Below are 23,792 nucleotides of genomic sequence, written 5' to 3' on the forward strand. Positions count from 1 at the left end.
GATTAAGTCAACGAATTGTCATTTTCATTAGGAAAAACCAGAGCCGGTTTGAATGATTTTGCTTCTTCAAAATCTAAAATACCGTAAGAAATGATAATAATAATGTCTCCTTTTTGGACTTTTCGTGCAGCCGGCCCATTTAGGGTAATTTCGCCACTATTGCGATTGCCTTTTATAACATATGTTTCTAAACGTTCACCGTTGTTTATGTTAACGATAGAAACTTTTTCACCCTCAACAAGATTAGAAGCGTCCATCAGAGCTTCGTCGATAGTAATACTGCCGATGTAATTTAAATCTGCTCCAGTCACCTTTACGCGATGAATCTTGGATTTTACAACTTGAATTTGCATGGTGCAAAGGTAATTAATTTAATGAAATAGTATCAATCAATCGAATGTTGTTAACAAAAACAGCAATAAAGGCACGGTATTTTTTGTTTTTGGATTTGCGTATGCATGGTTTTAATGTGGTTTCATCTGCAATTTGAAAATATTCTAATGAAAATTGAGGATGATTTTCAAATGTTTTTTTAACAAAATTCGAAACTTCATTAGCAGTTTTCGTGCCAAACATTTTTTTGGCGTTTTTTAATGTTTTGAAAATCAAAGCAGATTCCTCTCTTTCGCTTGCAGAGAGGCGTTCATTACGCGAGCTCATTGCTAATCCGTTTTTTTCTCGATGAATTGGACAACCTACAATTTTTAAAGGTATTTTATATTTTTGAACTAATTTTTTAATAATTTGTAATTGTTGAAAATCTTTTTCGCCAAAGTAGGCTTTTGAGGGTTGAACTATTTCGAATAATCTCTTTACAATAGTGCCAACCCCATTAAAATGTCCCGGACGATGTTTTCCTTCCATTTGATGCTCTAAACCATCGAAATGAAAAGATTGTGCAATAATATTTTCTGTATAAATATCCTCTACAGAAGGAGCATAAATAACTATATTATTGCTAACACTAATAACTTTTTCTATGTCTCTGTCTAATGTTCTTGGGTATTTTTCCAGATCTTCAGTGTTGTTAAATTGAGTGGGATTTACAAATATACTCATCACAACCATTTTGTTTTCTTGAAGTGATTTTCGGAGTAAAGATAAGTGTCCTTCATGTAATGCTCCCATAGTCGGAACAAATCCGATAGAGGTATTTGAAGCCAAAAAGGATGCTAAATAGGCTTTGAGGTCGGTTTGTTTATTGAAAATGAGCATATAAAATCGATTTGTTTTGATGCAAACTTACTATTTTACTTAAATATCTGTATAAAATTTTGTAATTTTGCATGCTTTAAAAACTCAAAAGATAAAGTTCAAAACGTATGGAGGATAAGAGGATATTGTATGTATCATCTGAGGTAGTGCCTTATTTAGCTGAAAATGAAGTCTCAATTATGTCTTATGACGTTCCCAAGATGGTAAATGATTTGGGTGGTCAGATTAGAATTTTCATGCCAAGATATGGTAATATCAATGAAAGGAGGCATCAATTGCATGAGGTAATCAGGTTGTCGGGTATGAATCTAGTTGTGAACGACTTAGATATGCCTTTAATTATTAAAGTTGCTTCAATTCCGAGAGAGAGAATACAAGTTTATTTTATAGATAATGATGAATATTTTAAACGGAAAGCTACTTTTTCTGATGAAGATGGAAATTTGTATAGCGACAATGACGAAAGGGCGATTTTTTTTGCTAAAGGAGTGGTGGAAACGGTTAAAAAATTAAATTGGGTTCCTGATATTATTCATGTTCATGGTTGGATGGCATCTTTGTTGCCTATATATATGAAACACTTTTACAAAGATGAGGCACTTTTTTCAGAGACTAAAATCATAACATCTGTTTATGCTCAGTCATTTGATGGGAACCTAGATATGGAACTCATCAATAAAATTAAGTTTGACGGGGTTCCACATCAATCTATTGCTATATTAGAACAGCCTAATTATGAAAATTTAATAAAAGCCTCCGTTGAACATTCTGATGCGGTGATAGTTGCTTCAGAAAAATTATCACCAAGTTTAACAAAATTTATAGAAGCTTCAGGAAAACCTTTTTTACCTTTCATCCCGAAAGAGGAATACCCTGAACATTACACCAATTTCTATAAAAACAAGGTTCTATAAATTTTATTTTTTTATGATATCAAAGAAAATTATCCAATACGCTTCTGTTGTTGCAACTGCATTTTTTCTTTTTTCCTGTGACAAGGAATTTAACACGATTGGAGGTAATGTGCTTGGTGAAGACCATTTTCAATTTGGAGAAAAAGACCAAGAAGCAACAGTAATTGCCTATAATCAAGATTTAGGAGCTGTACAAACCAATAATTTAACAATTAATCCTTTGGGAATATATAATAATACTGCATTCGGGAAGACTACTGCTCATTTTGTTACACAAGTATCGCTTCCAACAACGACTCCAACTTTTACAGCGTCTCCGGAGATTACAGAGGTTATCTTGTACGTTCCTTATTTCAGTACAAAAGGAGATACCGATGAAGAAGGTGTATCAACTTATGAACTCGATTCTGTTTATGGAACTTCAAAGTTAAAACTAAGTGTTTTTGAAAATGGTTACTTTTTAAGAGATTTTGACCCATCAACTGAATTTTCAGAAGCACAAAAATATTATTCTAATCAATTATCCGATTTTGAAAACAATAAAAGAGGAGCTTCTCCCGATGGAACGTCTATTTCACATGGTGAGCGGTTAAACAACGGTACTGATGTTTCTGAAAATGATCAATTCTTTTTTAATCCGGCCGAAATTTCAGTTACAACTGTTGATGATGATGAAGAGGAAACAACCACAAAATCGGTGCCTGGAATGTACTTAAAATTAAACAAAGATTTTTTTCAAAAAAAGATTATCGAAGGATATGACCAGAATAAGTTGGTTAATAATAATGTTTTCAAAGAATACTTTAGAGGGTTGTATTTTAAAGTGGAAGCCTCAGATGTTGAACCGAATGGGAGTAGTCTTGCGATGATTAACTTTAGTGGTGGAAAAATTACCATAAAATATGAGCAAGGTGCAGTAGGGTCTAGAGAAGAGAAAACATTAGAACTAACCCTTACGGGGAATACAGTTTGCCTAACCAGTCAAGAAAGAAATACAAATTATTCTAACGCATTGACCTCTGCTGATGCAACCCTAGGTGATGAACGGTTATACTTAAACGGAGGGGCAGGCTCTATGGCGGTTATTGATTTGTTTGGACGTGATGAAAATGGAGAGTCTGCAGAATTAGAAGCATATCGGGCAAATGGATGGTTGATTAATGAGGCCAATCTAATTTTTAGAATTGACCGTAATGCAATGGGGGAAAATGCTGAGCCCGATCGTATATATTTGTATGACATGAAGAACAAGATACCGCTGATAGATTATTACAATGATTTTACTGTTAATTCAACCAAACCAAAATACGGAAAATTGATTCATGACGGTATAATTAAATTAGAAGATGAAAAGGGAGTTACTTATAAAATCAGAATCACCAATCACATCGCCAATCTGTTTAAAAACCCTGATTCTACGAATGTTAGATTAGGTTTAGTTGTCACAGAAGCAATTGGAAATGTTGGAAATTACAGATTGAGAAATGAAACGGCAAGCGGTATAAAAGAGGTGCCAATTGCTTCAATAATGAATCCTTTAGGAACAGTGTTGTATGGAAGTAAATCTTCTGTACCTTTGGACCAAAGATTACGTTTAGAAATTTATTATACCAAACCTGACTAAATAATTAAAATTATGTGTGGAATTGTTGGATATATTGGAAAAAGAGATGCTTATTCAATTGTTGTCAAAGGACTTAAGCGTCTTGAATACAGAGGCTACGATAGTGCAGGAATAATGCTGCACGATGGTAAAGAACTCAAAGTTTCAAAAACAAAAGGTAAAGTAACAGACCTGGAAGAAGTGTCTGAAAAGGATAATAATTTCTTTGGAACAATTGGAATGGGGCACACCCGTTGGGCCACCCATGGAGTACCAAATGATGTAAATTCTCATCCGCATTTATCTAACTCCGGAAATTTGGCCATTATTCATAATGGGATTATTGAGAATTACGAACCATTAAAAAAAGAATTAATAAAAAGAGGTTATGTTTTTCACTCTGACACAGATACTGAAGTATTGGTTAATTTAATTGAGGATGTTCAGAAAAATGAAAATCTAAAGCTAGGTAAAGCCGTGCAGGTAGCATTAAATCAAGTTGTTGGTGCTTATGCAATTGCCGTTTTTGACAAGAACAAACCTAATGAAATTGTTGTTGCTCGATTAGGAAGCCCATTGGCTATCGGAATCGGAGATGGGGAATTTTTTGTTGCTTCTGATGCTTCTCCATTTATCGAATATACATCCAACGCAATTTATTTGGAAGATGAGGAAATGGCTATTGTTCGATTACATAAACCTATCAAAGTCAGAAAAATAAAAGATGATACGTTGGTTGATCCTTATGTTCAAGAGTTGAAAATGAACTTAGAGCAGATTGAAAAAGGAGGTTATGATCACTTCATGCTCAAAGAGATTTATGAACAACCTAACGTTATTAAGGATACATATCGAGGAAGATTACTTTCCAACAAAGGAATTATTCAAATGGCCGGTGTAGAAGATAATCTTGAGAAGTTCCTTAATGCTGAACGCATTATTATTGTAGCTTGTGGAACTTCATGGCATGCTGGGTTGGTGGCAGAATATATTTTTGAAGAGTTTGCCAGAATTCCTGTTGAAGTTGAATATGCTTCTGAGTTTAGATACAGAAACCCAATCATTAATAAAAAAGATATTGTTATTGCAATTTCTCAATCCGGTGAAACGGCGGATACCTTAGCGGCGATTAAATTAGCTAAAGAAAACGGAGCATTTGTTTTTGGAGTTTGTAATGTCGTAGGTTCTTCCATCTCTAGAGAAACAGACGCTGGAGCATACACCCATGCCGGACCGGAAATTGGTGTAGCTTCGACTAAAGCATTTACCACTCAAATTACAGTATTAACACTCATTGCTTTACGTTTAGCAAAAGCCAAAGGAACAATGTCAAATTCTGATTATCATCGATATTTATTGGAATTGGAAATGATTCCTGACAAAGTAGGTGAGGCACTCGAAACAAATGAAATTGCTAAAGAAATAGCAAAAATTTATAAAGATTCTCCTAATTGTTTATACTTAGGTAGAGGATATAATTTTCCTGTTGCTTTAGAAGGAGCTCTTAAATTAAAAGAAATATCCTATATCCATGCCGAAGGTTATCCGGCAGCTGAAATGAAACATGGGCCGATTGCCTTAATTGATGAATCAATGCCTGTTGTAGTGATTGCACCCAAAATGGGGCATTATGATAAAGTTGTGAGTAATATTCAAGAAATTAAATCGAGAAGTGGAAAGATTATTGCTGTAGTGACCAAAGGCGATACACAAGTACGGGAATTAGCTGATCACGTTATCGAGATACCGGAAACATCCGATGCAATATCACCTCTTTTAACAACGATTCCGTTGCAGTTACTTTCTTATCACATCGCCGTTATGAGAAATTGCAATGTAGATCAACCAAGAAATTTGGCAAAATCAGTGACTGTGGAGTAATTCATTTTCCTGTAATTAATATTAGAAAGTGAACATGAAGATGTTCACTTTTTTTATTTTTTACTAAAGTTGCTAAATTGTTACTTAATATTCATAAAATTATATGAACGCATAGTAAATTGAGCTAAAAAAACTAAAAAACTAAAAATAATGCAAGGATTTGCGTTGTGAAATGTATAAAAACGAGGTGTTTTTAATGATAAATGTGATAAATTAATTCACTTTTTTTATTAATTTCAAAAATATTTGTACTTTGGTAACGTAAACTAACAAAAACTCTAACTTTATGAAAGTGAAAATTATTCTTCTAACATTGTTTTTTTGCAGCATTTCTTTTGCTCAAACAACAATTAAAGGAACAGTTGCTGATAATACAAATCAGCCAATTCCAGGGGCTAACATTAAAATTGTTGGCGAAGATATAGGTACGACAACCGACTTTGATGGTAATTTTACCTTAACAACCCAAAAAAAACCACCTTTTACAATTGAGATTTCTTCAATTGGTTTTGCGACCAAAAGAGAAGAAATAAAGTCAAACAATCAAAAAGTTTCTGCTGTATTGGCTGAAGAAGAAACAAGACTTGACGAAATTGTAGTGTCTGCTTCAAGAGCACCGGAAAGAGTTAGGGAATCTCCGGTAACGATTGAAAGAATGAGTGTTAGAGATATAAAGAAATCTGCATCGGTAACTTTTTACGATGGTTTAGAGAACCTAAAAGAAGTTCATATGAATACAAGTAGTATGTCTTTTAAGTCTATCAATACAAGGGGGTTTGCAACGGTTGCCAACACGCGTTTTATGCAGTTGGTAGATGGAATGGATAACTCATCACCTTTATTGAACTTTGTGTTAGGAAACTTAATAGGTGTATCAGAGATTGATGTAGCTAGTGTTGAATTATTGCCTGGGGCGTCTTCAGCATTGTATGGAGCAAACGCCTTTAACGGGATATTATTTATGACCAGTAAGAGTCCTTTTACCCACCAAGGGATTAGTGCTTATGCAAAAGTAGGACAAACAAGTCAGGAAGCTGCCGGGAATAATATATATTATGATTATGGAGTTAGAGCTGCAAAAGCATTTACTCCGCATTTTGCTGCCAAAGCAAACTTTACGTTTATGAGTGGAACCGATTGGTATGCAACTGACTACAGAGATAAAGATTTGGTAAACAAAATTGGGGCAGATAGAACAGATCCTAACTATAATGGTATTAACGTTTATGGTGATGTAGTTTCTACTAACATTAGAAGTGTAGCTTCTGGTTTACTTAATGCGGGAGCAATTACACCCGCTCAATTTACTGTTTTCAACGCAGTATTACCAAATGTAAATGTTTCCAGAACGGGTTATAACGAAGTAGATATTACGGACAATAAAGTTAGAAATGCAAAAATTGATTTTTCTTTACATTTCAAACCATGGGCAACCGGAAGTTCCGAGTGGGCAAAAGAGATTGAGTTTATATGGCAAAGTAAATTTGGATTTGGAAATACCGTTTATCAAGGAGCGAATAGATATTACCTAAATGGATTTGAAATGCAGCAACATAAGATAGAAGTGATGGGTAAAAATTTCTTTGCAAGAGGATACGTAACTTCTGAAGACGGAGGTAATTCCTATGATATGGAATTTACCGCTGTAAATGTAAACAGAAAGTGGAAACCGGACTCCACTTGGTTTGGCCAATATGCAGGGGCATATGTTCAATCTACGTTAGGTGGAGCTACTCCGGCACAAGCTCATGCATCAGCTAGATTAGCTGCTGACTCAGGAAGATTCTTGCCTGGAACCCCCGAATTTATTAATGCTTTTAATGAGGTAATTGCCGACCCGGATGTGCTAACAGGTTCTAAATTAGTGGATAACTCTAAGATTTATCATGCAGATGCAAATTATAATTTTAGAGATATCTTAAAGTTTGCTGAAATACAAATAGGAGGTTCGTACAGGATTTATGACTTGAATTCATTTGGTAGAATTTATACAGACACACCTGAATTTGGACCAATAGACTACGAAGAATACGGTGTTTATACCCAAGTTCAAAAGAAATTTTTACAAGATAAATTTAAGTTCACAGGTTCAGCCCGTTATGATAAAAGTCAAAATTTCGATGGGAATTTTTCGCCAAGGGTATCTTTGGTTTTCTCACCGGATGAAAGAAAAAATCATAACTTTAGAGCATCTTTCCAAACAGGTTTCCGTAACCCAACTACCCAAGATCAATATATTGGATTTAATGTAGGTAATGCGGTTTTAATCGGATCTGCACCGGATAACTTAGACCGTTACAGTGAAACTTTACCTGTATCTACTGCTGAGGGACAATTTTTCGCCGGAGGTAGTTCAGTGGTGTTAACAGGACAAAATGCTTATTACAACTCGTATACTGCAACATCGGTTCAGGCATTTGCGGCTTTAGCAGGTTCAGATCCGGTTGCAGCTTCTGCATTATTAAAAAGAACAAATGTTGATTTGGTTAAACCTGAAACGGTAAAAGCTTTTGAATTAGGATATAGAGGTCAGTTTGAAAACTTCGCATACGACATTAACGGTTACTATAATATTTATAATGATTTTATTGGAAACCTAAATGTTGTTGCGCCTTTGTATGGAACCGCACAAGATTCTCCAAATCCCGGAGCAGGAGCAACAGATCCTGGCTTCCAAACATTACACGCAATTCAAACAGGGAATATCAGAGCGTATCAGTTGTATACAAATACAGATATTGAAATTAAATCATTAGGTTTCGGTTTAGGCCTTTCTACCAAAATTTACAAAGATTTTGAAATTGGTGCAAATTACAACTATGCTGAGTTTAGTTTTGACCAAGCTTTAGATCCAAGTTTTGAAGCTGGTTTCAATACACCTAAGCACAGAGTAAAAGGATCATTAAGTAATGATAAATTGTTTAAGAATTTTGGGTTTAATGTCAGTGCAAGATGGAATTCGGAATATTTATGGCAATCAACTTTTGTTGATGGTATGATTGAAGAAGCTACCGTTATCGATGCTCAAATTAACTATGCCATTCCAAAATTAAAAACAGTTATAAAAGTGGGAGCAACTAACCTTGGAGGACAAGAGTATATTCAAGTTTTAGGTGCTGGAGCAATCGGTCAACAATTCTTTGTTGGACTAACTATTAATCAATAATCAACAACATAAACCTATATGAAAATGATAAAAAATAATAAATGGCTTTTATTGGTTGCTTTAACCATGATAGCATGTAGTGACGATGATGCAGTAGTTGTTAATGAAACTGCCGATGGATTACCATTAACTGCAGGGTCTGCGGATTTTTCTAAATATGTTTCTTTAGGAAATTCACTAACAGCAGGTTATAGTGATAATGCTCTTTTTATGGAAGGACAAGCAAATTCATTTCCTGCTATTTTAGCAAGTCAATTCGCGTTAGTTGGAGGAGGAGAATTTAAAATTCCGTTTATGAATGATAACGTTGGAGGATTACTCTTGGGAGGAAACCTAATTGCAGGACCAAGATTATATTTTAACGGATCAGGACCGGTTCCGGTATCAGAAATTCCTTCAACAGAGGTTTCAAATGTTTTATCGGGACCTTTTAACAACATGGGTGTTCCGGGAGCAAAAAGTTATCATTTAGTAGCTCCTGGTTACGGTAATGTTGCAGGTGTAGCTTTAGGACAATCTAATCCTTACTATGTTCGCTTTGCTTCTTCACCATCTGCTACAGTATTAGGAGATGCTGTTGCTCAAAACCCAACATTTTTTTCTTTGTGGATTGGAAATAATGATGTGTTAGGTTATGCTACTTCTGGAGGTGCGGGTACAAATCAATTAGGAAATTTAAATCCTGCAACCTACGGAGGAAATGACATAACAGACCCAACAGTATTTGCTAGTGTTTACTCAACTATACTAGATGGCTTAACAGCAGGAGGTGCAAAAGGAGTTGTGGCGAATATTCCTGATGTTACTTCGGTCCCCTATTTTACAACTGTTCCCACCAACCCTATTCCGGGATTACCAAGTGCTAATGCAACTTCTTTAAATCAATTATTTGGAGGTATTAATGCAGCTTTAGCTGGTGCAGGGCTTCCTGCTCGTTATGTTACTTTAATGGCAGACGACGGAAATTCGGCTACCGTTGAGGCAAACCCTTTACTAATTGTTGATGAATCGTTAATTAATATTTCTGCTCAAATTACAGCAGCACTTACTCCTATCTATGGAGGCCCAACAGCTGCCTTTTTAGGAAATTTGTTCGGTCAAACCAGACATGCTAGTAATGCAATGGGTTCGAGAGATTATATTGTATTAACAGCAAGTGGAATAATAGGAACAACTACAACTGCAGCACCGGCTCCTTTTAATACTGTTGGGGTTTCCTATCCAATGCAAGATAGTGCGGTATTGACTGCCGATGAGACTGCTCAAGTCAAAACGGCGACAGATGCGTTCAATGCTACAATTCAATCTTTAGCATCTGCTAAAGGGCTCGCTTTTGTCGATGCTAATTCATTATTAAATCAAGTTTCAAACGGAGGAATTACTGCCAATAACTTTACTGTGACTTCCAACTTTGTAACCGGTGGAGGATTTTCTTTAGATGGTGTGCATCCAAGTCCAAGAGGCTATGCGTTAATTGCAAACAAGTTTTTTGAAGCAATTAATGCTACTTATGGGTCAAATTTTAAAGGGGTAAACATAGGTGATTACAGAATATTATACCCTCAAGATTCAGCTAATTTTTAGTTATAAATATTTTCTTCAAAACCACCTTATAATAAGGTGGTTTTTTTGTTTTTCTACACTATTTTTAAGTTTAGACATACACAACTTCAACTTATTCAAAAAAACCTAAAAAAAACATCTGTTTGCTATTGATTTTATATTTTTAAAATTTATCTTTGCACTCTGAAAAAAGACGTGTTTACAATAAACATAAATAGCTATTAAATAAATACATAAGCAATGTCAAAAGTAGTAGGAAAAGTTGCCCAAATCATCGGACCTGTAGTAGATGTAGTGTTCGATTCTAAAGTTGCAGAATTACCAAAAATTTATGATTCACTAGAAATCAATAAAAAAGATGGTACAAAATTAGTATTGGAAGTACAGTCTCATATTGGCGAGGACACTGTTAGAACCATTTCAATGGACTCTACAGACGGATTAAGTAGAGGTACAGAAGTTGTTGCTACCGGATCTCCTATCCAGATGCCAATAGGTGCTGATGTTTATGGAAGACTTTTTAATGTGATTGGTGATGCCATTGATGGTTTGGGAGATTTGCCAAAAACAGGGGAAAATGGAATTTCTATTCACAGACCTGCTCCTAGTTTTGACCAATTATCCACTTCTACCGAAGTTTTATTCACTGGTATCAAAGTTATTGACCTTATCGAGCCTTATGCCAAAGGAGGAAAAATCGGTTTGTTTGGTGGTGCCGGTGTAGGTAAAACGGTTTTGATTCAAGAGTTGATTAACAATATTGCAAAAGGTCACGGTGGACTTTCAGTATTCGCTGGAGTAGGAGAGAGAACTCGTGAAGGGAATGACTTACTTCGTGAGATGTTAGAGTCAGGAATTATTAAATACGGTGAAGATTTCATGCACTCTATGGAAAATGGAGGTTGGGATTTAACTAAAGTTGATAAAATGGGTATGAGAGAGTCTAAAGCTACTTTTGTATTCGGTCAGATGAATGAACCACCAGGGGCTCGTGCTCGTGTTGCATTATCGGGACTTTCTATTGCAGAATACTTCCGTGATGGAGCAGGTTCAGACCAAGGGAAAGATGTGCTTTTCTTCGTAGACAATATCTTCCGTTTTACGCAAGCAGGTTCTGAAGTTTCTGCTCTTTTAGGGCGTATGCCATCTGCGGTAGGTTATCAACCCACTTTAGCAACGGAAATGGGTGCTATGCAAGAGCGTATCACTTCTACTAAAAAAGGTTCTATTACCTCTGTACAAGCAGTTTATGTACCGGCAGATGACTTAACTGACCCTGCTCCGGCTACAACATTTGCCCACTTAGATGCAACAACCGTATTGTCTCGTAAAATTGCTGAGTTAGGTATTTATCCTGCAGTTGATCCGCTTGATTCTACTTCTAGAATCTTAACTCCTGAAATTTTAGGGAAAGATCATTATGAGTGTGCACAAAGAGTAAAAGAAATTCTTCAAAAGTACAAACAGTTACAAGACATTATTGCCATTCTTGGTATGGAAGAGCTTTCTGAAGATGATAAGCTAGCTGTATCACGTGCTCGACGTGTGCAACGTTTCTTGTCTCAACCATTCCACGTTGCAGAACAGTTTACAGGTATACCTGGAGTATTAGTAGACATTAAAGATACAATCAAAGGATTTAACATGATTATGGACGGAGAATTAGATCATCTTCCAGAGGCTGCTTTCAACTTGAAAGGAACCATAGAAGACGCAATCGAAGCCGGACAAAAAATGTTAGCAGAAGCATAATCAAGTTGTCAGTTTTCAGTTTTCAGTTTTCAGGACTGAGACTGTAAACTGAGAATGTAAACTAAACAAAATGATTTTAGAAATAGTATCCCCGGAAGCTACATTATTTAAAGGCGAAATCACATCAATCACCTTACCTGGAGTTGACGGTTCATTTCAAATTTTAAATAATCACGCACCAATTGTTTCTATTTTAAAACAAGGAACTGTAAAAATTGTTGCCTCAAGTTTCAAAATAAATAAAGATGTGGCTGCAAAGTTTACTAAAGTAAATGACCAAACCTATACGTTAGAAATCAATTCGGGAACCATCGAAATGAAAGACAACAAAGTAATCGTTTTAGCCGACTAAATATTTTCAAAACAGTAAATAAAAAAGTCACGCAGTAATGTGTGACTTTTTTTTATGAGCTATTTCCCGCTATCCGTTTCAAGCTTTTTTGTCTTGTTGCTTTTTTCTAAGGCAAAAAAGAGCTTCCGTTGGTTGCTTTTTTTTGCCAAGAAAAAATGCAACAATCCTGCAAAAGGCTTTTCACTTCTATCGGGGCTAAAAACCGACTTCACAACCAATTCCATTCAATTTCTTCTTAATTCAACTTTCAATTCGTACATTTGAATATCAATTCAAAAAACATGTCAAAAGATAAAAAAGGAGTTTATTCCGGCATCATCGAAAAGGATGAAAAAGGCAATTATTTCTGCGGAGAATATTTGTTAGACTTCAAATATACCGAAGCCAATTTCAAAATAGGCGATGAAATTAATATCAAATCGGTTATAGAAAATCCAAGTGACATCAGTTATAATCAATACCCAAAAAAATCTAAGAATTTCTTTTTAGCAAACGATAAAAAGTAACTACAATGATTGTTTTATTTCGAACAACATCCAATCATACCGATTTTCAAAAATTGGTTGTACAACTCGATGATTATTTGCAGGTTATTGACGGAGAAGACCATGCATTTTATTCGCAATTTAATAAATCGAATTTATTAAAAAATGCACTAATAGCCTATGAAAATAAAATTCCTGTCGGCATTGGAGCTTACAAAGAATATGATACTGAAACAATCGAAATAAAAAGAATGTTTACCTTTCCCGAACAAAGAGGAAAAGGAGTAGCAAAAGCGATTTTAACTGAATTGGAGAATTGGGCAAGAGAGGAAAACTATTCAGTAGCTATTCTTGAAACAGGTGTTGAGTTAAAAGACGCCATTTCTTTATATCAAAAAATGGGTTATCAGATTATTGAAAACTATGGTCAATATATAGGTGTTGAAAATAGTATTTGCATGAAAAAACACCTTTAAACAGATAATTTATTATAAAATTAAACTATGAAGTGGGAACAACTTTTATCCTTAAAACGTCAGGGCGATAAAGGAAAACGACTCAGAATAGAACAAGACGACACTCGTTTGGGTTTTGAAGTCGATTACGACCGAATCATTTTTTCGGCCGCTTTTCGAAGCTTACAAGATAAAACACAAGTTATTCCACTTTCAAAAACTGATTTTGTTCATACGCGACTAACGCATAGTTTGGAAGTATCAGTAGTTGGTCGTTCCATTGGTCGATTAGTTGGTAAAAAAATCATCGAAAAATACCCCTACCTTAAAGAAGCTCACGGTTTTCACATGAATGATTTTGGAGCTATCGTTGCAGCCGCTTGTTTGGCTCACGACATCGGAAACCCACCTTTCGGACATTCAGGAGAAAAGGCGATTGGCGAATATTTTAAAAACGGAAACGGTCAGCAATATAAAAGCCAGCTCACCGCCAAAGAATGGCAAGATTTAATCGATTTTGAAGGAAATGCAAACGGTTTTTCTGTGCTCACCGGAAACCGAGCCGGTATCGAAGGCGGATTGCGAATATCCTATGCTACTTTGGGAGCTTTTATGAAATACCCCAAAGAAAGTTTACCCAAAAAACCAACCAATGCCATAGCCGATAAAAAGTATGGATTCTTTCAGCAAGATAAAGCTTTTTTTAAAGAAGTAGCCGAAGAATTAGGCTTAATTCCAAATAAATCCGGAGATGATTTGGGCTATGAACGACATCCGTTAGCCTATTTAGTGGAAGCTGCAGACGACATTTGCTACACCATTATTGATTTTGAAGATGGGATTAATTTAGGTTTAGTAGAGGAGGACTTTGCCTTAGAATATTTAATCAAATTAGTAAAAGAAAGTATCGATTCGTCCAAATATAATTCCTTAACAACCAAAGAAGACCGTATCAGCTATTTACGTGCATTGGCGATTGGAAGCTTAATCAATGATGCTGTGCGTGTATTTATTGAAAATGAAGAAGCAATCTTGCAAGGAAAGTTTCCGTTTGCGTTAACCGATAAAAGCAAATATAAAGCCCAAATGGATGATATCATCAAATTGAGTGTAAAAAAGATTTATCAAAGTCAGGAAGTTATCCAAAAGGAAATTACCGGTTATCATATCATTAACAATTTGCTAGACAAATTCATCACTGCTTTTAACAATAAGCACGAAGGAAAAATGACCAATTATGACCAATTATTGTTGAAACTATTACCGGAGAAATACCAAGTAGAAAAAGCAAATTTATACGAAAGATTACTGCATATTTCGCATTATATTTCTTTATTAACCGATGGAAATGCTCTTTTATTGAATAAGATTATTTCGTCAAATAGCTAAAATGCATAGGTTACGCCAATTCCTAACGCTTGTTTTAGTTGCAATTTTGGGCCAACAGTCACTTGTTCGCCGGCAATTTCTTCTTTGGCTTTAATGTCATCATCATAAATCATGTGAATGCCTACATTTGCTTTAACATATTGATTAACAACTAAATCTACGCCTAATTGCCAGTCTATATCAACATTTCCAAAGTTATTTATGTAATCGGAATAGAGAGAAAGTCTGTGTTCAAAAAACATATTTTTATAGAATTCTTTCTTCCAATAGCTATTAAAAAGCAAACCAAATTCGGTTCTTGATTTGTGACCTCTTCTAACTAAATTTCCCTCTTCGTCGTAAATTGCTTTAGTCACACCAAATGATCCCATATCAGCTAAACGTTGATCTAGTACAAGCGTTGTTTTTACGGTTAAAGGAGAAAAATAAAAATTCATATTCAAATCTTTCCGATTATATTCAGAACCTGCTCCAAGAAAAATATAAGCAGGTGCAAATAACCTCGATATTGGCTCATCTGTGTTTGGATAGGAGTAACCATCAGTAAATTGCGTAGCAAAACTAAAACGAGCAGAATAATACCAATTCGATTCAGGATGTTTTTTATAGCCATAATTGGAAAGAAATGAAAATGCATCATCTGTTTTACGAAGTTCTCTTCCTTCTTGTTTGTTGATGCCGTAACGTAGCGACATTTCATTATTCCAAATTACGTTTGCTCGAACATATTTGCGAGAAAAATCACCTTTAAGCAATCCAGATACTGAGCTATTTCCTCCCGCATTCCAATTCATAAAGGCAATTTGACTAAAATCTAAACCTGCAATATTCTTCTTGGTCCAATAAGTAGTATCTCTCGGAATTGTATCGCTTTCCGAAACAAGTGTTTGACTAAATAATGGATGAGAATAAAAGAGTAATAGGAAAAGTAAAAGTATGGAAAACCTCATTATCTATTTTAAAATTAAAAAATAATGGCAAAAATGACCATTTTCAATAAGTTGACAAAATTGAAATCAAACTTTTCACATTAATTTCACTAAAACGCTGTAGTTCATCAATTGTTCCTTGTTCAATAAATTGGTCTGGAATCCCTAAAATTTTAAGAGGAATGATGTAATTGTTTTTTGATTTAAATTCCGCAATAGCAGACCCAAATCCACCTAATATTGTTCCTTCTTCAATAGTAATAATGCTACTATATTCTTTAAAAATGATGTGTAAAAGAGTTTCATCCAAAGGTTTGACAAACGGAAAATCATACTGCGAAAAAAGTTCAGCATTTTCCAATTGGGTTAAAGCTATAGTTATATTTCGGCCAATGAAACCATTCGATAATATGGCAACTTTTTTACCTTTTGTCAATAAAGAAGCTTTTCCAATGTCAATTTTTTGAAAGGTTTGACACCAATTAATTATTTCTCCTCTCCCTCTTGGATAACGAATCGCAATCGGATGACTCAAACCTAACTGAGCGGTATAAAGCATATTTCGTAATTCAATCTCATTTCTAGGAGAATAAATAATCATGTTAGGGATACATCGCAAATAAGCTAAATCAAAAACGCCGTGGTGAGTAGCTCCGTCTTCGCCTACCAAACCCGATCTGTCTAAACAAAAGATGACGGGTAGATTTTGCAACGCTACATCATGAATAATCTGATCATAGGCTCGTTGTAAAAAGGTAGAATAGATGTTACAAAAAACGACCATACCTTGAGTGGCCATTCCTGCAGAAAGAGTTACAGCATGCTGTTCGGCAATTCCAACATCAAAGGCTCTGTCAGGAAAAGCTTCCATCATGAATTTAAGTGAACTTCCGGTAGGCATTGCGGGTGTAATACCGATAATTTTCTCATTTTGTTGGGCCAACTCTACCAAAGTCAAACCAAATACATCCTGAAATTTTGGAGGAAGATGCTTTTCTTCTTTTAAATGAATTTCACCGGTAATTTTATCAAATTTTCCCGGGGCATGATACTTTACCTGATCTTCTTCTGCTTTTTTTAGCCCTTTTCCTTTGGTGGTAATGACGTGCAAAAACTTTGGACCTTTTACTTTTTTCAACCGTTCCAATTCCGAAATAATTCCAAAAATATCATGTCCGTCAATCGGTCCTGAATAATCAAAATTCAACGACTTAATCATGTTATTCACTTTTGGATTTTTCCCTTCTTTCACCGCAGTGAGATAATTTTTCAATGCACCAACACTTGGATCAATTCCAATGGCATTATCATTCAAAATAACAAGTAAATCAGCATCGGTAACACCTGCGTGATTCAACCCTTCAAATGCCATGCCACTCGCAATCGAAGCATCTCCAATCACAGCAATATGATGTTTGTTCTCACCTTTCAGTTGTGATGCAATCGCCATGCCCAACGCTGCGGAAATTGAAGTGGATGAATGCCCAACTCCAAACGTGTCAAATTCACTTTCGCTTCGTTTAGGAAATCCGGAAATACCATTGAATTGTCGATTAGTATGAAAAACAGATTTTCGTCCGGTTAAAATTTTATGTCCGTAGGCTTGATGACCCACATCCCAAACCAACAAATCTTTGGGGGTATTGAACACATAATGCAAAGCGATGGTTAATTCTACCACACCTAAACTCGCTCCTAAATGGCCTTCTTTTACCGAAACAATATCAATAATAAAATCACGTAATTCCTGTGCCAATTGAGGGAGTTGAGTTGCGTTTAATTTTCGTAAATCAGAAGGAAATTCGATATGTGCCAATAAATTTGTATGCATGACACAAATGTACGAATTGAAATTGTATTTTTGTTTCTATGGAAAACCCTTTCAATGATGAATATTTTATGAAAAAAGCTTTGCAGGAAGCTGCAATTGCTTTTGAAAAAGGTGAGATTCCAGTAGGAGCAGTGATTGTGATAGATAATAAAATAATTGCTCGAACACACAATTTAACTGAATTACTCCACGATGTTACTGCCCATGCTGAAATGCAGGCGATTACTTCTGCTTCCAATTTCTTGGGCGGAAAATATTTAAAAGGGTGCTCATTGTATGTTACTTTAGAACCTTGCCAAATGTGTGCCGGTGCTTTGTATTGGAGTCAAATCTCCAAAATTGTGTTTGGTGCTCGAGACGAACAACGTGGTTTTTTGTCAATGGGGACAAAACTTCATCCAAAAACGGAGGTTGTTTCAGGTGTTTTGTCTAAAGAAGCAGCTGAATTGATGGTGTGTTTTTTCGCTTCAAAGCGGAAGTGATTAACGGTATAAAGGCATGGATTTGTTATTTTTAATTTATAGGATAACAGTAAATCTTGTTTCAACTATAGATTTGTTGATTACTGAGTTGTATAGCTTTTTCAATAATTTTTCGTATTAAAAGTAAAAATTTAGTAGATGTTTATTGGGGATATTTTTTACAAATAAGGAAATAAAAAAACCCATTTCTTCAGAAATGGGTTTCGGTATTTTAATAACAGTTTCTAGTTAAGCTTCAAAAGGGATAATAGATACAAACGATTTGTTATCTCCTTTTTTCTGAAATTTGACAATTCCGTCAACTTTTGCATGCAAAGTATGATCCTTGCTAATGTAAACGTTTTCTCCCGGATTGTGTTTAGAACCTCTTTGTCTAACAATGATATTTCCGGCAATTGCTGCTTGACCACCATAAATCTTAACGCCCAAACGTTTTGATTCTGATTCTCTACCATTCTTGGAACTTCCGACACCTTTCTTGTGAGCCATGATGTTAGGTTTTTATAAGTTAATATTAAAATTAAACAGCTTTACCGCCATTTAACTCATCTTGTAATTTCTTTAATTCATCCATTTTACCATCAGCTGCTAACTGAGCTTGTTGAGCCCAAGTTGTTGGGTCTAAATGGGAAACTTTGGCTTCTGACGCTTCTAAAATAGTCTTAACATCTTCAGCACTAGTTTTAGCTAATTTAGCAAAGGATGTTATCCCTGCAGCGGCTAAAACCTCGGCGGCAACAGGTCCGACACCTTCAATAATAGTTAAGTCATCGGATTTTTTTGTGGTTTTCGGTGCTTTCGGACTTTCAGATTTGGCAGCAGCTTTTTTTGTTCCGGAAGCTAAAATTCCTTCAACTACAATTTGTGTAAAAGACTGTCTGTGTCCGTTTTTCTTTTTGTATCCTTTTCTTCTTTTCTTTTTGAAAACGATTACCTTATCACCTTTTAAGTGTTGTAACACTTTGGCTTCTACTGAAGCACCTTCTATAGCGGGGGCGCCTATAGTAACTGTTCCGTTATCGTCTAACAACATAACCTTGTCGAAAGAAACTTTAGTTCCTTCTTCAGATGCTAAACGGTGAACAAATACTTTTTGGTCTTTGCTTACTTTAAATTGTTGCCCTGCTATCTCTACGATTGCGTACATAACAATATGTTTAAATTATTTTTTTGAGTTTGCAAATATACAACTAATATTGATTTGTGCAACTTAAAAATTTAAATTATATTTCGTGATGTCAAATTTTGATTAAAAAAGTATTTTTTTTTACTGAAAAACAAAAAAATTGTAACAAAATCACGAAATTGCATACCTATTCAAACAAAAATATATAATTAATTTTATGAAAAAATCATTAATGGCTTTAAGTTCAGTTCTTATGCTAGCAGGAGGAACAGTTTCTGCTCAAAAAGTGGAGTTTGAACATTACACGCTCAATAACGGTATGCATGTAATTTTACATCAGGACAATTCTGCTCCCGTAGTAATTACATCGGTAATGTATCACGTAGGTGCAAAAGATGAGAATCCGGAAAGAACCGGTTTTGCTCACTTTTTTGAACATCTTTTATTTGAAGGAACAAAAAACATCGGACGTGGTGAATGGTTTAAAATTGTAACCGGTAATGGAGGGACTAACAATGCCAATACATCTGATGATAGAACATATTATTACGAGATTTTTCCTTCAAATAATTTAGAATTAGGCTTGTGGATGGAATCTGAACGTTTACTTCACCCTGTAATTAATCAAATAGGTGTTGATACACAAAATGAAGTAGTGAAAGAAGAAAAGAGGTTGCGTGTTGACAATCAACCTTATGGTAATTTAATTGCTGAAGTAAAAAAGAATATGTTTACAAAACATCCTTATCGTTGGGCAACTATTGGTTCAATGGAACACTTAGATGCAGCCACTTTAGAGGAGTTTCAAGCATTCAACAAAAAATACTATGTGCCCAACAACGCTACTTTAGTAGTTGCTGGCCAATTTGATCCTGCTCAGACTAGAGCTTGGATAGATAAATATTTTGGATCGATTCCAAAAGGAGCTCCTGTTACTAGAGAAAAAATAGAAGAAAATCCTATTACAAATACCATCAGGGCTCGATATGAAGATCCTAACATTCAAATACCAATGGTGGTTGCTTCTTACAGAACACCTTCGATGAAAACTAGAGACGCAAGAGTTTTAGATATGATTTCTACCCTTTTGTCTGATGGAAAATCATCGCGTTTGTATAAAAAATTAGTTGATGATAAAAAAATGGCTCTTCAAGTAGGTGCGTTCAACTTTAGTCAGGAAGATTATGGATTGTATATTTTGTATGGTCTTCCTATGGGTGGAAATACACCGGAAAACTTAATGACTGAGATTGATGAAGAAATCGTAAAACTTCAAACTGATTTAATTTCTGAAAAAGAGCACCAAAAGCTACAAAATATCTACGAGAGTCAATATGTTAACAGTAATGCATCTGTTGAAGGAATCGCTGGTAATTTAGCTACTTTTCACATGTTGTATGGCGATGTAAATTTAATTAATACTGAAATAGAAATTTACAGGTCAATTACCAGAGAGGAAATTAGAGAGGCGGCAAAAAAATACCTTAACCCAAATCAACGTTTACTTTTAGATTATGCTCCTAAATCAGATAAAGCTCAAAATTAAGATATCAATCATGAAAAAAATAGTCATTATAGCAACGAGCTTGTTTATTTCACTTTCTATGCAAGCACAAGACAGACCTCAACCAAAACCGGGACCGGCTCCTAAAATCAATATTGGTAAACCTCAAACGTTCGAATTAAAAAACGGATTAAAAGTTTTGGTAGTAGAAAACAATAAGCTTCCCAGAGTTTCCTACAATCTAACAATCGATAACGCTCCTTATGCAGAGGGTATTAAAAAAGGAGTTTCTGATTTAACAAGTAGTCTAATTGGTAATGGAACAAAAACGATATCTAAAGATGAGTTTAATGAAGAAATTGATTTCTTGGGAGCAAATATTAATTTTGATGCAAGTGGAGCTTATGCAAGCGGGCTTTCTAAATATGCAACCCGAATATTGGAATTAATGGCCGATGGGGCATTAAATCCGGTATTTACTCAAGAAGAATTTGACAAAGAAAAAGCTAAATTAATAGAGGGTTTAAAAGCAGATGAAAAAAGTGTTCCTTCTATTGCTCGAAGAGTTCAGCGAGTATTGGCCTATGGAAAAAATCATCCTAATGGTGAATACGTGAGCGAAGAAACCATCAACAATGTAACTTTAGCAGATGTAAATCAAAATTATAATACTTACTTTACCCCAGAAAATGCTTATTTAATAATTGTGGGTGATGTAAAATTTGCTGAAGTAAAAGCTAATGTTGAAAGATTGTTTGTTACTTGGAAAAAAGGAGTAGCTCCACAAGTAACGTATTCTGATCCCAAAGATGTACAGTACACACAAATTAACTTTGTTGACGCTCCCAATGCAGTGCAGTCAGAAATTGCTGCGGTTCACATCACTAATTTAAAAATGACGGATAAAGATTATTTTGCAGCAATCGTAGCCAATCAAATCTTAGGGGGTGATTTTAACAGTTACTTGAACATGAATTTAAGAGAAGCTCATGGATGGACTTACGGTGCCCGATCAGGATTAAGAGGAAATAAGTACACATCTAATTTCAGTGCCACTACACAAGTTAGAAATGCAGTAACCGACAGTGCTGTGGTTGAAATTCTGAAAGAAATCAAACGTATCAGAACAGAAAAAGTATCCGATGAAACGTTGAAAAATGTAAAAGCCGGTTATATTGGTAAGTTTGTTATGGATATTGAAAAACCTGCTACGGTTGCTCGGTATGCTTTGCAAACTAAAACACAAAATTTACCAGCTGATTTCTATGAAAATTATATTAAAAACATCAATGCGGTAACTGCCGATGATATTTTAAGAGTTGCTAAAAAATATTTTTTAGCTGAAAATTTGAGAGTGGTTATTGTTAGTAAAGCTAGTGATGTTTTACCTGGTTTAGAAAAATTAAACATTCCAATTTTCTATTTTGATAAATACGGAAATAAAGTTGAAAAGCCTGAAGAAAAAAAGGTAAGTGCTGATGTAACGGCTAAATCAGTTTTAGAAAAGTATATTGCTGCCATTGGAGGACAAAAAGCCGTATCTGATGTAAAAACCATTTTGACAAAGTCTAGTGGAACGATTCAAGGAACAGCTTTGGAGTTGACCACAAAAGTAAGTGCAGAAAACAAAATGATGGTTGAAATGAAAGCGATGGGAATGACGATGATGAAGCAAGTGGTAACAAAAGATAGTGGTTATATGGTGCAACAAGGTCAACGCAAAGATTTTTCTGCTGAAGAACTAAGCGAAATGAAAGCATCTGCCTATCCATTTGAAGAATTGAACTTATTAAGTGATAACTCTATTACTTTAGGAGGAATTGAAAACATTGGTGGTTCTGATGCTTATGCAGTTAAAAACGGAAAGACTACCTATTATTATGATGTCAAATCAGGGTTGAAAGTAGCCGAAGCAAAAGAAATGGAGCAAATGGGACAAAAAATGACTCAAACAACCAATTATGCCGACTATAAAGAAGTGAAAGGAGTTAAAATTCCCCATAAAACAACGCTAAACATCGGGATGGAGTTAGAAATGACTACCTCGGAAGTTATGATTAACGAAGGAGTTAGCGATGCAGATTTTCAATAATCAGCAAGTAAATAATTTTTTAAAGACTGTCAGCAATGGCAGTCTTTTTTTATGCTTCAAACTGAAACAAAAAAATCATTTCTTAGCCGAAAGATAGACCCCAAACATAATAATTACCGCTCCTAAAAGTTGAACTAACGTTAAACCTTCATGATCTAATAATCCCCAAAAAAAAGCTACTACCGGAATTAAGTACGTAACCGAAGAAGCAAAGACCGGAGAAGAGATTTGAATTAATTTATAAAATAAAATATTGGCTAAAGCAGTTCCAACAATACCCAAAACAGCAATGTAAATTATTACATTTTGTGTTTTCTCCACTTGAACTACTTCGAAAAAGTTAGAGAAAAACAAAACTGCAAAAGCTGGAATCAACATCACTACAAAATTTCCGGTGGTAATACTGAGTGGATTTAAATCGGATAAGTAACGTTTAATAAAATTTACGTTCAAAGCATAGCAAATAGAGGCAATAATTAATAAAATCGCATAACTGTAATTTTGATTCGGATGCGTGGCGGCTCCATTCAAAATTAGCAATGCACTTCCGACTAGCCCAAAGAAAACACCGTAAAGCTGTCGACGTTGAAAGTCAATTTTAAACAATAAAATACCGAGCAATAAGGTGTTTAATGGTGTGAGCGAATTGAGAATCGCACTAATCGTACTGCTAATTTCGGTTTGAGCATAGGAAAACAAATACACTGGAACAAACGTGCCAAAACAAGCAGTTAAAGCCAAGTATTTCCAATGTCGAAGCTGAATTTGCTTCAAACTATTGAATCCGATAAGCAACAAAAACAACCCGGCAAAAACCATTCGCAATGAGCCCAGCTGAAAAGGCGTTAAACCGGTCAATCCCCTTTTTATAAGGATAAAAGAGCTCCCCCAAACGAGAGCCAAAATGGCTAAATAAACGAATCGTAAGTTTTTGTTTTCCATGGTTGGTGATTTCGCATCACAAAACTCCGTTAATTTTGGCAAATAAAAAGCGAAAAAAATGTTATTTTTGTAATATCGTATAAATAAAATTTATATCACTCATTTTAAACA

The 23,792-nt window shown here is 35.1% G+C and carries 20 protein-coding genes; 13 read left to right on the forward strand and 7 right to left on the reverse strand.

Annotation, left to right across the window (positions count from 1 at the left end):
* Positions 1-2 precede the first annotated feature (2 nt).
* Together panD and panC are read right to left on the reverse strand one after the other, a co-directional pair.
* Positions 3-353 carry an aspartate 1-decarboxylase gene (gene panD / locus R2782_RS04290; RefSeq protein ID WP_371266835.1) on the reverse strand — a complete coding sequence of 117 codons (351 nt, stop codon included), beginning with the start codon at positions 351-353 and terminating at the stop codon, positions 3-5.
* Between the two features lie 13 nt (positions 354-366).
* Positions 367-1,215: a pantoate--beta-alanine ligase gene (gene panC, locus R2782_RS04295; protein WP_371266836.1), complete on the reverse strand. Its 849-nt coding sequence runs from the start codon at positions 1,213-1,215 to the stop codon at positions 367-369.
* A gap of 107 nt (positions 1,216-1,322) precedes the next feature.
* On the opposite strand from panC, the gene R2782_RS04300 reads away from it, so the two are divergent.
* The 10 genes from R2782_RS04300 (at position 1,323) to R2782_RS04345 (ending at position 14,775) form a co-directional block, all read left to right on the forward strand.
* Positions 1,323-2,129 (forward strand): glycogen/starch synthase, encoded by an 807-nt coding sequence (locus R2782_RS04300; protein ID WP_371266837.1) that lies wholly within the window; start codon positions 1,323-1,325, stop codon positions 2,127-2,129.
* A gap of 13 nt (positions 2,130-2,142) precedes the next feature.
* Positions 2,143-3,753, forward strand: coding sequence for a DUF4270 domain-containing protein (locus R2782_RS04305; RefSeq protein WP_371266838.1), 1,611 nt, complete (start codon positions 2,143-2,145; stop codon positions 3,751-3,753).
* Positions 3,754-3,765: 12 nt separating this feature from the next.
* On the forward strand, positions 3,766-5,613 hold the full coding sequence (gene glmS / locus R2782_RS04310) for a glutamine--fructose-6-phosphate transaminase (isomerizing) (RefSeq protein ID WP_371266839.1): 1,848 nt from the start codon (positions 3,766-3,768) through the stop codon (positions 5,611-5,613).
* 286 nt (positions 5,614-5,899) lie between these two features.
* Positions 5,900-8,779 (forward strand): TonB-dependent receptor domain-containing protein, encoded by a 2,880-nt coding sequence (locus R2782_RS04315; protein ID WP_371266840.1) that lies wholly within the window; start codon positions 5,900-5,902, stop codon positions 8,777-8,779.
* An 18-nt stretch (positions 8,780-8,797) separates the two neighbouring features.
* Positions 8,798-10,363, forward strand: a complete 1,566-nt coding sequence (locus tag R2782_RS04320; protein WP_371266841.1) for an SGNH/GDSL hydrolase family protein — start codon at positions 8,798-8,800, stop codon at positions 10,361-10,363.
* A 219-nt stretch (positions 10,364-10,582) separates the two neighbouring features.
* Positions 10,583-12,094 (forward strand): F0F1 ATP synthase subunit beta, encoded by a 1,512-nt coding sequence (gene atpD, locus R2782_RS04325; protein ID WP_371266842.1) that lies wholly within the window; start codon positions 10,583-10,585, stop codon positions 12,092-12,094.
* 70 nt (positions 12,095-12,164) lie between these two features.
* On the forward strand, positions 12,165-12,446 hold the full coding sequence (locus R2782_RS04330; protein WP_371266843.1) for a F0F1 ATP synthase subunit epsilon: 282 nt from the start codon (positions 12,165-12,167) through the stop codon (positions 12,444-12,446).
* Between the two features lie 281 nt (positions 12,447-12,727).
* Positions 12,728-12,952 (forward strand): hypothetical protein, encoded by a 225-nt coding sequence (locus tag R2782_RS04335; protein ID WP_371266844.1) that lies wholly within the window; start codon positions 12,728-12,730, stop codon positions 12,950-12,952.
* 5 nt (positions 12,953-12,957) lie between these two features.
* Positions 12,958-13,407: a GNAT family N-acetyltransferase gene (locus R2782_RS04340; RefSeq protein WP_371266845.1), complete on the forward strand. Its 450-nt coding sequence runs from the start codon at positions 12,958-12,960 to the stop codon at positions 13,405-13,407.
* Between the two features lie 27 nt (positions 13,408-13,434).
* On the forward strand, positions 13,435-14,775 hold the full coding sequence (locus R2782_RS04345; RefSeq protein WP_371266846.1) for a deoxyguanosinetriphosphate triphosphohydrolase: 1,341 nt from the start codon (positions 13,435-13,437) through the stop codon (positions 14,773-14,775).
* On the opposite strand, the gene R2782_RS04350 is transcribed toward R2782_RS04345, so the two are convergent.
* Together R2782_RS04350 and R2782_RS04355 are read right to left on the reverse strand one after the other, a co-directional pair.
* The gene (locus R2782_RS04350; protein WP_371266847.1) at positions 14,772-15,725 is read right to left on the reverse strand and encodes a DUF3078 domain-containing protein; all 954 of its coding nucleotides are present in this window, start codon (positions 15,723-15,725) and stop codon (positions 14,772-14,774) included. The two genes, R2782_RS04345 and R2782_RS04350, sit on opposite strands and share 4 nt — an antisense overlap.
* 43 nt (positions 15,726-15,768) lie before the next feature.
* Positions 15,769-17,535: a 1-deoxy-D-xylulose-5-phosphate synthase gene (locus tag R2782_RS04355; protein WP_371266848.1), complete on the reverse strand. Its 1,767-nt coding sequence runs from the start codon at positions 17,533-17,535 to the stop codon at positions 15,769-15,771.
* A gap of 38 nt (positions 17,536-17,573) precedes the next feature.
* Here R2782_RS04355 and R2782_RS04360 point away from each other — a divergent pair, with 38 nt between their 5' ends.
* On the forward strand, positions 17,574-18,017 hold the full coding sequence (locus tag R2782_RS04360) for a nucleoside deaminase (protein ID WP_371266849.1): 444 nt from the start codon (positions 17,574-17,576) through the stop codon (positions 18,015-18,017).
* Between the two features lie 228 nt (positions 18,018-18,245).
* On the opposite strand, the gene rpmA is transcribed toward R2782_RS04360, so the two are convergent.
* Both rpmA and rplU read right to left on the reverse strand, forming a co-directional pair.
* Positions 18,246-18,506: a 50S ribosomal protein L27 gene (gene rpmA, locus R2782_RS04365; RefSeq protein WP_371266850.1), complete on the reverse strand. Its 261-nt coding sequence runs from the start codon at positions 18,504-18,506 to the stop codon at positions 18,246-18,248.
* A gap of 31 nt (positions 18,507-18,537) precedes the next feature.
* Positions 18,538-19,164: a 50S ribosomal protein L21 gene (rplU, locus tag R2782_RS04370; protein ID WP_371266851.1), complete on the reverse strand. Its 627-nt coding sequence runs from the start codon at positions 19,162-19,164 to the stop codon at positions 18,538-18,540.
* A 196-nt stretch (positions 19,165-19,360) separates the two neighbouring features.
* On the opposite strand from rplU, the gene R2782_RS04375 reads away from it, so the two are divergent.
* Together R2782_RS04375 and R2782_RS04380 are read left to right on the forward strand one after the other, a co-directional pair.
* Positions 19,361-20,689, forward strand: a complete 1,329-nt coding sequence (locus R2782_RS04375; protein ID WP_371266852.1) for a M16 family metallopeptidase — start codon at positions 19,361-19,363, stop codon at positions 20,687-20,689.
* Between the two features lie 10 nt (positions 20,690-20,699).
* The gene (locus R2782_RS04380; protein ID WP_371266853.1) at positions 20,700-22,739 is read left to right on the forward strand and encodes a M16 family metallopeptidase; all 2,040 of its coding nucleotides are present in this window, start codon (positions 20,700-20,702) and stop codon (positions 22,737-22,739) included.
* A 75-nt stretch (positions 22,740-22,814) separates the two neighbouring features.
* Here R2782_RS04380 and R2782_RS04385 read toward each other — a convergent pair whose 3' ends face one another.
* Positions 22,815-23,681 carry a DMT family transporter gene (locus tag R2782_RS04385; protein ID WP_371266854.1) on the reverse strand — a complete coding sequence of 289 codons (867 nt, stop codon included), beginning with the start codon at positions 23,679-23,681 and terminating at the stop codon, positions 22,815-22,817.
* Positions 23,682-23,792: the final 111 nt, after the last annotated feature.

This window comes from Flavobacterium sp. (assembly GCF_041392085.1).
Taxonomy (GTDB): Bacteria; Bacteroidota; Bacteroidia; order Flavobacteriales; family Flavobacteriaceae; genus Flavobacterium.